This window comes from Virgibacillus sp. Bac332 (assembly GCF_003667785.1).
Taxonomy (GTDB): Bacteria; Bacillota; Bacilli; order Bacillales; family Amphibacillaceae; genus Virgibacillus; species Virgibacillus salarius.
The window spans coordinates 2,635,798-2,646,701 of record NZ_CP033046.1; the positions used below are offsets into that span (position 1 = coordinate 2,635,798).

At 30.9% G+C, this 10,904-nt stretch carries 9 protein-coding genes; 3 read left to right on the plus strand and 6 right to left on the minus strand.

Annotated elements, in window-relative coordinates; all coding sequences use genetic code 11:
* Positions 1–70 precede the first annotated feature (70 nt).
* From D9782_RS12510 to D9782_RS12530, 5 genes are all read right to left on the minus strand, one after another.
* Positions 71–2,428, minus strand: coding sequence for an AAA family ATPase (locus D9782_RS12510; protein WP_121604899.1), 2,358 nt, complete (start codon positions 2,426–2,428; stop codon positions 71–73).
* Entirely contained in the window at positions 2,421–3,149 is a 729-nt protein-coding gene (locus D9782_RS12515; RefSeq protein WP_121604900.1) for an ABC-three component system middle component 1, read from the minus strand. Before D9782_RS12515 ends, D9782_RS12510 begins: the two co-directional genes overlap by 8 nt.
* Entirely contained in the window at positions 3,142–4,536 is a 1,395-nt protein-coding gene (locus D9782_RS12520) for an ABC-three component system protein (RefSeq protein WP_121604901.1), read from the minus strand. Before D9782_RS12520 ends, D9782_RS12515 begins: the two co-directional genes overlap by 8 nt.
* A gap of 408 nt (positions 4,537–4,944) precedes the next feature.
* Entirely contained in the window at positions 4,945–6,303 is a 1,359-nt protein-coding gene (locus D9782_RS12525) for a transposase (RefSeq protein WP_121604902.1), read from the minus strand.
* 227 nt (positions 6,304–6,530) lie between these two features.
* Positions 6,531–6,941, minus strand: a complete 411-nt coding sequence (locus tag D9782_RS12530) for a helix-turn-helix domain-containing protein (RefSeq protein ID WP_240455732.1) — start codon at positions 6,939–6,941, stop codon at positions 6,531–6,533.
* Between the two features lie 207 nt (positions 6,942–7,148).
* Between D9782_RS12530 and D9782_RS12535 the strand changes: the two genes are divergently transcribed.
* Complete coding sequence (locus D9782_RS12535; RefSeq protein WP_371413950.1) at positions 7,149–7,343, plus strand: ICEBs1 excisionase; 195 nt, start codon at positions 7,149–7,151, stop codon at positions 7,341–7,343.
* 657 nt (positions 7,344–8,000) lie between these two features.
* Here the strand turns inward: D9782_RS12535 and D9782_RS12540 are convergent.
* Positions 8,001–8,444, minus strand: a complete 444-nt coding sequence (locus D9782_RS12540) for a GNAT family N-acetyltransferase (protein WP_240455734.1) — start codon at positions 8,442–8,444, stop codon at positions 8,001–8,003.
* A gap of 857 nt (positions 8,445–9,301) precedes the next feature.
* On the opposite strand from D9782_RS12540, the gene D9782_RS12545 reads away from it, so the two are divergent.
* Complete coding sequence (locus D9782_RS12545; protein ID WP_121604905.1) at positions 9,302–10,042, plus strand: hypothetical protein; 741 nt, start codon at positions 9,302–9,304, stop codon at positions 10,040–10,042.
* Positions 10,043–10,356: 314 nt separating this feature from the next.
* On the plus strand, positions 10,357–10,899 hold the full coding sequence (locus D9782_RS12550; RefSeq protein ID WP_121604906.1) for a helix-turn-helix domain-containing protein: 543 nt from the start codon (positions 10,357–10,359) through the stop codon (positions 10,897–10,899).
* The last annotated feature ends 5 nt before the right edge of the window (positions 10,900–10,904 follow it).

The window sequence follows — 10,904 nt, forward strand, 5'->3', positions numbered from 1 at the left end:
TTATTGTGTGAAAAGTATATAAAAAAATATGAAAACCACTATAGAAATATTAGTAGTTTTCATACTTTTATTAATAAAATTCTTTTTTAACATTTATATTCCCAGTTCTATGTCCGTATTTTGCAAATTTATAACGGATATACATTGATATCTTATCTTCATGAGTGGATAAAATAATTTGTCTATCTGAGAAATCATTTCTTAGCAATTCAACAAATGATGCCATATTTATTTCATCCATAGTTTGAATTGGGTCATCTATTAGTAAAGTTCCGAGGCCACTATTATTATAGACCTTATTTAACGCTAAAGAAAAAGCCAGTACGGTTGCTGACAACTGACCGGAACTAAATGAATGCATTATATCATGATCAGTTTTCTCAGGTGGTACAAAATTTATCGCCTTTAATTGAGGGTCATTGTTTTGCTCATTTGGATCTTCTTTAATGAATATCCCTATACCTCTTTGATGATTTTGTATTATTTTCCCGCTATAAATATAAAATGGTATTTCAATTTCATTAATCATCTGAGCACGGTATCCATTTATTTTCTCATTGTAGATACCAATTGAATCATTAAGAGAATCTATGGATTCAGTTACTAGATGAAATTGATTAACTAATTTTTGATGCTTGATAAAAGATTCATTAACTTGCATATAGTACATATACTCAATATATTGTTTCTTTTTATCAATTTTTGCAATATTTATATCTTGAAGTAATAACTCGTTCTTATTAAAAATATTGCTATAAATTTCTTTATATTCGTTAAATTTATCAATTTCTAATCTACTTTTAGAAAGTTTACTGTACAATATTTCCTTAATACTCTCCACTCTTTCGTTTAGATTATTCACGTAATCCTTTTCTTTATTAAAGTAAGAGGAAATATCAATATTTAATTCATTAAAGAACTTCTTAGCTGCATTAATATCAACATTTAAAAGTATATGTTCATTAACTTGGTTAAAGAAAGCATCATTAATTGATTTCTTTATAAATTCATCTAAATGGATGACCAATTGAGCCAAATGTTTATCATATAGTTGGTCTGTTTCGTTAAGAATATTAGTAGAAGTATTATCTAGTTCCTCTTTTAATAATTTGGTTTTGTTATCTATTCGTGTAATGAGGTCATGGTAGGATTCCCATTCTCTACCGCAAAGTGGACAATCGTTACCATCAATTTGTTTGTTTCTAATAAATTCTTCATACTTTAACATAAGGTCTTTTCTAGTTGAAAGTAACTTCTCAACTATACTTGAGAGATTACTTGAATTCGTTTTTAATCCTTTAATAAAATTTATCTTTTGAATGAGGTCCTCTTTACTAATGGTTAGATTAAAATGTTCGTAGACTAAGTTCCAATTTAAATCAGTTTTAAAGATATCTTTATTCTCAATTTCTATTTTGATATTTTCGAACTTTTTTTTCAGATTATGGTCGTCCTTTATTTGGTCTAATTCTTTTTCAAAATGTCCCAAGATAATCAATGCGGATAGTTTTTGTTCCTTTGATGCAATAACTCGAATCTTTTCGTTTTGGGACTCTATCTTAAATTCATCAAAATTAGTTAGTAGAGCTTTTATAGATTCCAGTTGTTCTAAATACTTAGATTTATTTTTTTTATCCAAAGGTGTAATAATTTTCTGATCCCATACTATTTTATTAGAAGGGATGTTAATCAATTGAGCATATTCAACTTGTGGTGACTGAGTATTTTCTTTACTAGCAACAGAATCTATGTTCATTTCATCAATTTTTTGCTTTAAGCTTGTTTTGTGACGGATTAATTTATTTTTAGCTTTTTCAAGAATATCTCGTTCTTTCACTTCAGATTCAATATTAAAAAGTTTACTTATTGAATCCATTCGTTCCTTTTCATTTTTTTTCAATAAATGACTTGATTCCTCTTGTTCAATATAATGGTATAAACTGAACTTAGAAGCTAAATCAGAAACACCAAACTGTTCTTCAATTGCAGTTTGGGTAGACTTATTTCTATCTGTTAAGCTATCTTCAAAATCTTCTAGCAAATGGACAGTATAGTCAAAATCGTAAGGCTTTTTCTTAGACCTATTTAGTGAATTAGGTTCAATCTTTCGTCCAACAATGATTCTTTCAATAAATTTAAAATCAGAATCAAAGACTTCTAGCTCAACTTTTAAAATAATTGATTTAGATTGATTTTTAGCAAACAGGTAATCGTCATAACCTCTATTTCCAACATTTATTTTTAATTGTTTAATTCTTCTTATACTACCTGTTAAAATAAGTTCTATGACATCATAAATACTAGTCTTCCCAAAACCATTAGGACCATCAAGAACTGTAACCGTTTGATTATTAAATTCAAGACATGCTTTTTCTATCGACTTAAAGTTTTCAATGGAGACTCTTGAGATTTTTATTATATTATTCATTGTATTCTGCCCCTATTTTATTTAAGATACCTTCTATATTGAGTTCAGGATCATTTGAATATTGTTCAAGGATTAAATTTACTATTCTTGCTTGAGTTTGACCTAGTGTTTCGTCAATTTCATGTTTTAAGCTTACTAGACTCTCTTGCTTTAAATTCACACTCAGAAATGGTAATTTTATGAATATCTTTGTTATTAAATCGTACAGTAAAATTTCCCGATCTTCAGTAATATTGCTATCTTCTTTCTTCTTTTTAAAAGAAGAAAATAACGTTTTATCTTGTAAGAGGTTATTTAGTATTGTAGTTAGAGAAGCTTTTGTTGTTTCTTTTAAATAACTTTCCAAAGCAGTAACCTGATTTTGGCTATAAGTTAGTACATATTTCTTATAGTCATAAGGATCTTCTTCTAAATTATATATATATCTGTTTCGTTCTTTTGAATAGTTGATAGATTCGGTCTCAAGTAGTAGTAGAAACGAAAGGTTCTTATCAATGCCTGTTACATTCATTTCTTCAAGAATTGATTCAAAACATTGATCTAATTGTTCATTTAAACTGTCAAAATTTATTTCTTTCTCTTTAAAGTCAGCAACTAGATAGAAATCAAATTTATTATTATGTGTTCTTGTAAAAAATGAGAAGTTTATTGCTGAAAAGTTAATTCTTTCATTCATTTCAAATTCTGCTTCTTTGAAAATACTTTTTATTAGGTTATACATGCGGATTAAATTCCTCCATAGCAGTATTAATATCCATAAATTTTATTTTTTTAGGACCAGTAAATTTCTCCTTCTGCTTCTTTTCTATATCCGATTCCACTTCTGTAATGGTTCCTGTGTACTCCTCATTAATTGATCTATTAATATAGGTCTCCACTTCAAAAAGTAGCTCTAAAAGGTCTCCATCATGATTAAAATTATTAAAAATATCCTTTCCTACTTTGGAACAAGCGTTTTTCCCATGATTTAGAATAAGAGTAATCAAGTTAAATGTCTTACTATTCTTTATTAGGAGAATATCATTTTTAAATTTTGCTGCTTCTAACAAATGATGGAAAGTAAATATACACTCAAATAGCACCTGTTTTACTCCATGTTGATCCATAAGTCTTTTATATTCTTTTATGCTAATAGAATTTGTCTTTTTTATAGAGATGTTCGGTGAAATTTTCCTACAAATGAGCACAAAGTCTTCAGGTGACAATAGTTTTAATATATCTATATGATGGGTCCAAATCTTTGCTTTTTCTACATCTAATTCGAGATCTATTCCTTGTTCTTCACAGTACTCCTCAAAATAAGTAGTTAAATCGTCCATAAGTAAGCTAGCAATTGTTTCATTGGTTAGATTAAAAACACTATCATTCTGAAGAAGCTCTAGTACTTCAGTAAATGTGATAATTGGATTCGTTTGCTTTTTCATATGAATATCAGCTATGAGATTATTAATTTTATGGAGTAAATTTGAGTAAGCATAATCGATATTCTCACTACTAATTGTTGATGAATCTCTATGTAAATCGTTTTGAAGAAATATCTTTATTTGTTCTTTTATTTTATCGTTAATTTCATCAACTTGAACAACCCTATGAACATTTACTGTTCCATTCTCCACATTAAATTTAAGTTTATCCCATGCTTCATTGAACTTATCCTCATCAAATAGCAACTTTTTAAAATGTTTTAATAAGTCTTTCTTTTTATTGGGTTCATAAGCTTTTAGGTCCGTTATTAAATCCTTAATATTAAAGTCTTTTATGTTGAGGGCTGTATGAAGATTTGCTTCTTTGACTGTTGGTTCAATGAGAGATTTTCCTAATAATTCAAGAACAGCTACTTTAAATCCACGAATAGTTTCTTTATCTTGATACGACTTTACTTGATGTATTGAAAAGTAGTGGTTGTCGTACTTAATAGAAAAATCTTCAAAATGCTCTATTTCAAGAGAGTAAGAATTTATTTCCTCATTATTAGCTCCTAGTTGATTGATTAGACAAAGCATAGTATATACTGCTACTTTTCCCTGATATTTATATCCATTCCAAGATGATGCAGCACTTGCACAAGCAACCTCAGTCCAATTTGTCTCCATATCGGTAGAATGCATATGTGTCCTCCTAGATTTTAATTTTTATGTGTATGTTAGAGTATGAATATTCCAAGTTTCTAATAATAATATTAGCAAACTATTGGATTATTTGTAACAATATTCCCGTGAAAAGGTCAGAGTATATAATTTTTGAATAATATTGAATGATTAGTTATTCCTCATTTAGTTAAGCCTAATAAAACTCAAATGACTATAGAACTATAATTCGAATTTTAAGATTTAGAATAAGATACAGTATACGTCTATTAAAGCTTATTTATCTTCAACAATGCTATCGTTTCCCGTAATTGAATTTTTCTTTTCTTAATTCATCTAATTGAATCAATTTCATAATTGCTGTTTTTAAAAATGCATAGAGTTGTTCCTTGATGATTTTTAAGTTTTTTTAATAAAGATCAATTTTATTTATGCAGCTTTTAGCGTCTTATGTTTCATTTCTAGTCTAATCCGATCCGCGGCTAATCTCGAGGCATTATAAACAAGCGTCACTAAATGGAAGTGAAGCCTTGATTTTTTCCCGGTTCGGTGACGGACATTATTCAGTCCAAAGAATTCTTTCAAATAGGCATTAACACGTTCGACAGCGGTACGTTCTTTGTACAGTTCATCCCATTTTTTCGATCCCCTTGCGGGATTGGTGTACTTTCGGATATCTGTAGATTGTCTGATTTTAAAAGTCTTTTGACAAAGTGAGTCGTGTTGTAATGGGCACGTTGCACATTCCTTCGGACGTGTATATTTCAATGTCTTGTATTTTGGATCGAAGCTGTCGTAGCGATAGGAATGCTCTAGGACACAAGTCGGTGCGAAGTACTCGTCATAACCAACCGTCTCTCCTTCGTTACGTCGGTTATATGGAATGACAGCTTGTAGATCCTGATCGATTAATTGTTGATAGATTGGTTCATAATCGTAACCGGCATCGAAAAGGCCAGCAGTAAATAAAGACGGAAGATCGCGATCAATTTTCTTTAATAAAGGGATGGCTGCCTTTCCATCATTGAGGCTACCGGACGTCATCATCCCCGCAAGAATGTACTGGCTTTTTGTGCTAACGGCTAAGTGACCTTTGTAGCCAAACCAGAAGATGTTTTTTCCATCACTGTTTTTCTTGACTCCCCATTTTGGTTCGATGGGGGCTTCATTCAACAACACTTCCACTGATTCAGAAAGCTGATGAACAATTTCTTTTTCATAAATCGGACGCGCTTCTTCCTCGGCCTGTTTTTCTTTGAGCCATTGTTCACGCTCAGCTTTTGGTTTGCGTCCGCGCTTTTTCGGTGTTGTCCTTTCTTTCTTATCGGATGTATGAGCGCGATCTCTTGCCTCGAAATGAGTAGCGTCAATAGCGATGTTTTCTTCGCCGATATGCCCTTCATCGATGGCAAGAAAAATAAGCTCATCATGGATATGTTCCATCTCATCTGATTCACTGATGATAGTAACCATTCTTGAATAAGAAGCTTCAGAAGGAATTTGGTCAGAGTGAAGAAATCCACAGTCATATCGAAAAATAGGATCACGTTTTAAACGCCTAATCAGGTCTTTGATTGTTACAATTCGCTCCACCACACGAGCGATTAATGAGTAGATCATGGCACCGTAATTCAGTTCTCTTGGGGCACCAACTTTATTAGGTTTATCAAATAAATTCAAGATAGGATCCAAATTGATTGTTGAAAAAACAGCTTCAAAATGATGGGTAGGTTCCATCTCATATAATTCGTGTATGTCAAACAAGCTTTGTTGTCGTATAATAGACATAGGGGGCATCTCACCTCTCTGTTTATGTTTGTGTGGTAACTAACATTATACAGGATTTGGGGAGGTGCTCTAATTTTTATGTCTTTAAAGTCTTGAGCCCCAAGGGCTCTATATTATGAAATTAACTCAATTAAGAAAACTAGTAATAGAAATGTAGAAACAAGATTTAACATGAGTTTTCTGTTAAAGCAAGACAAACTTAAACAGGATTTGCCCTCTGTATATCTTTATTCGTCATCTCGTCTCATTTCTTCAACAAGTTTCATTCCATTTTTTAGTGCTTTTTTTACAAGTTTTATTGTTTCTTCGTCTAATTCTCCGTCATTAATATATATAGAATGCTCACTTCCGTTTGTTAACTCTTGTACAATTTCACTGAATGCATTATCTAATTGTGATTTTCTTTCATGGCTTTTTCTTTCAGGATGATCAGATAAACCTAAAAGAAAGTCTGAAGAGACATTATATAATTCACTAAGTGATCTGAGCATTTTTGTGTCTGGATCTCTAGCGTCTCGTTCGTAAGAAGATAGGACATTATTTGATATATTTAATTTTTTAGCTGCCTCTATTTGAGTGAGGTTTTTTCTCATTCTTGACAAACGAAGTCGTTCTCCCAATGTCATTTTCAATGCCATAATTTATCACCTATTCTACATAACGTTAAATTTTATGTTAATTTTATCATTTTGGTGGTTAATATCCTTAAGTATTAGCGATAAGATCATTTAATATTAAATTATAAACAATAAGTAAAAAAATACACTTTTAGTTAAAAAACGTATTGACTTTAACTTTTAGTTCATTTATTATATAAATATACACATAAAGTTAAATGTTTGGAGGTGGATTTGTTGTATGAATTCTTAACGGTGAAAGATGTTCAAGAAATTTTAAAAGTGAAAGAATCGAAAGCATATAGCATCGTTAGAACTTTGAATCGAGAAATGAAAGCCGATGGCTATTATGTCGTTCCCGGTAAGGTTAATAAAAGGAAATTTGAAGAACGCTTTGTTTATGACAATGTAGGTATATATTAATTAATTGTTATCACTTTTGGAGGTGATTCATGTAAGAGTCATATGAGGTTGAATGTTCTGAAAAAAAGGATGATGTACTTTGAAAATAGTATACAAAAAGAAAGCGCATCTGGCAATGACACCAGACACGCAATATAACTATAGCAATTATATTGTAGCATGTTTTTGTGAAACTGTCGATAGCGTGAGTATTAAGTGTAGACAGTTAGACACTTTTAAAAAAGCTGTAGCAGGCTAGAATAAGCGTGCTAATGGATATAAATATATCCTACTAAGTTGCCATGATCTCATAATAGGGAGCGACTGATAAGCGCCGTAATGGAATCAGAACCTAGCGATACTTAAACAATTGCTTGTGAGCTAAATAACCTGAGTAATTACTTTCTATTTTTAACGTTAGAAAACAAAAATATTTTAAAAATAACAATAATTATTTACTTTTAAAGCGGAGCAGTTGAACTGATTCTTGGAATAGAATCTTGTTATATAAGTTTATTTGATATAGTTTTTGAAATCTCCTAAATAAATTATGTACATTTAGTAGTTTTTCATATTACAGTAGTAAGCAAGATACCCATTGAAATAGAGTTGTTGCATTTTCAATCTAACACCAAAAAAGCAATAAAGTAGAAAATATGCTCAGTCCTAGGTGGGGGATTAACGAATTAGTAAGTAAAAACCGTGTTTATCAGGCTGTGTATGTTGCAATGCAAATCCGACTGATTCAAAACATTTCAAACAAGCGACATTATCTTCTTCGATTCCTGCATACCATCTCTTAATAGATTGCATATCTGGCAAAAGCATTGTTTTTTCAATAATTAGCCTTCCATACCCTTTATTACGGAGAGACGGTTTCACAGCAAGTGCAATACTGCCTGTACAATCATCTTCTATTTCTACCATAACTATACCTACTGGTTGATTACATTCAAGGGTGAGCCATACAAAATATTGGGTATTCTCTTTTATATTATTAAACCATTCCATTAGAGGTAACATTCCCTCTAAACGGTTTTGAATCTCGTGATCATTAAACCATTCTTGTACAGTTTTGATATCTTCCTCCTCAAAAAGACACATTTCGATTGACCTTTTCACTACATTAATCCCTCCATTTAAGATCATTAATAGAAATTAAACAATCTTCATTTTTTTGTATCTATAGGTACGATTTAATTAGGAATAAGTTTCATTAGTTAGTACTAATAACCAAACAAAATCGGAATTTTTGTTCTCATTTTAAAATTAAAATCCAGATAAAATTTATTTTAACACAAAGAATTATTTTGCTTTATGTTCTCTTGAATTTATCATCATAATGGCATAAAAAACCCTTCCTATAACAACTATGAAGAGAAATTGAAAGAAGGTTATTGTACCAGTAGGAAACAATAAATACATATAAGTTTGTACCTATAGAAAGGATTATTGTTGATTTATTAAAAAAGCCTCTAGGGGAACATTTTTAGTTTAGTGTTGGTGTGACAACGTTTTTGATGAGACTACTTCCGCATGTAGAAAGGTTTGAACAATAGTGGAGCAATTGTTTTTATCAAGTACTGGCAGATGATTAGAGTGTAATTGCTTGTTTAGTATTATTCAGTTCGATTGGACTATCTAGTTTCAACATGTAGCGAACTCTGTTTTGTATTGTGAATCTAGTTACCTTAACTAACATTACAGATGCAAATACCATTTTCTTCATGGATTGAGATATGGATAAAGAGAGTATAGGCCCTTTTGTTAACAGGAGCTACTATTGTGAGTAGTTCTTTTTTCTCTGTTTGAACAAACTGGAATAAAGGAATATTACGAGTAAGAACCGAAATATAATGGTATAGAATACTTTAATTTAAACACACCGTTACACAAAAGAAATATTTTTGTAATATAATTGAAACATTATAGTGCGTTCATACGTCTAATTAGTAGATAGAAAAGGAAGGGTGTTAAATTTGAGAAATATTCTAATCAGTATGTTATTCTTCTTATTTTTGGCTGCGGGCTGTGGTACACAAGAGAATGTGATAAAAGATGAAAATATACAGCAAGGAAATGCATTGCATCGAGAACATGTAAGCAATATTAAAGAGAAAGAAACCGTTGTGCTTGCTTATGAAACGTCGAAGCAAAACAATCAAGAAATGAATGTAGATGATTCAACTGATAAGCTAAAAACTTCTATAGATGAAGTAGAGAAATATGAAGTCCAAGATGATCGTTTAAAAGAAAGTGATGAAAAGCAAGAAAATAAGCTAGATACAAAAAAAGAACAGGATATGGTTAGTGAAGCTGTCTTTATACCAGTATTAAATAAGTATAATCAAATGTATGATATCATTGAACCGAATGTAGACCAGAGTAAGCTTTATGAAGAATATGTTGGATATAAATTTAAAACAATCAAAACAAAAGAGCAGCTTTATAAAGAATTCTCCGATTTTATGATTAGTGAAGTTGCCAGAAGCTTATGGAGCGACTATGTGAATGAGGGAGAAGACGCGTTATATTTAATTCCACAGGACGGTCATCCGAAGTTTATTAAGGATAATCCATATTCGTTAAAAAAGATAAATCAAAACACTTACCAACTGACCTCCAATCACCAATGTGAATTACATGGAAGGTTAGATATGGTCTTTACTTTTACGAAGATAGATGGTAAATGGAAGATTTCAAAATTAGATGTTAGCTAAGCTAACCATTAAAATATTCTACTGTATAAATATATTTTTCTACCGAATATGTAACAGGATGCTGGAAATGTTTACTAGACTACAAAATAATAAAGTTATAAGAATGTAGCCTGAATTCCTTAACAGATAAGGAATTCAGGCTTTTTTCTTGAAATAAGGAAGCGTGGAATTTGAAATCAGAATCAAGTATAACATTTACAAAAATAAAAAGTTTTCTTGCAATTACAAAATTATTTTGATAGGATAAGAAAAAATATAGTATAAGTAAAATAAATACAGTAAAAGTGTAATTATAGGAGTTGGAATATTCAAAAATGGAGCATATTCACAAAAAGATTAAGAGTTTACGTTTAGAAAAGGAAATGACATTGAAGGACTTAAGTGAAGCTACAGAGCTTTCGGTTAGTTTTTTATCCCAAATAGAGAGAGGTTCCTCATCTCTTGCGATTACGTCGCTAAAAAAAATTGCTGACGCGTTTCAAATTAATATTTCTTATTTCTTCCATGAAATAGAAAATTACAATTATGCTGTGCACAAGGAAGATCAAAAGCCGTTCAAGCTAGAGGGGTCTAATGTAAGGCATGTAAGATTAGCGGGGAAATTTCCTGACCGTAAAATGGAGCCAATGATGGTAACTCTTCCACCCAATAAAACATTTATTGAAAAGTTCAGTCATCCTGGGGAAGAGCTTTATTACATAGTAAAAGGGGTGGTGATTTTTAAGGTAGAGGAGAAGGAGTATATCCTTAATGAAGGAGATTCGATTCATTTTCCTTCTGTAAAAGTCCATCAGTGGAAGAATCCAACGAATGAAGATGCTGTTTTATTGTGTGTACTAACACCAGTGATTTTTTAAATAAC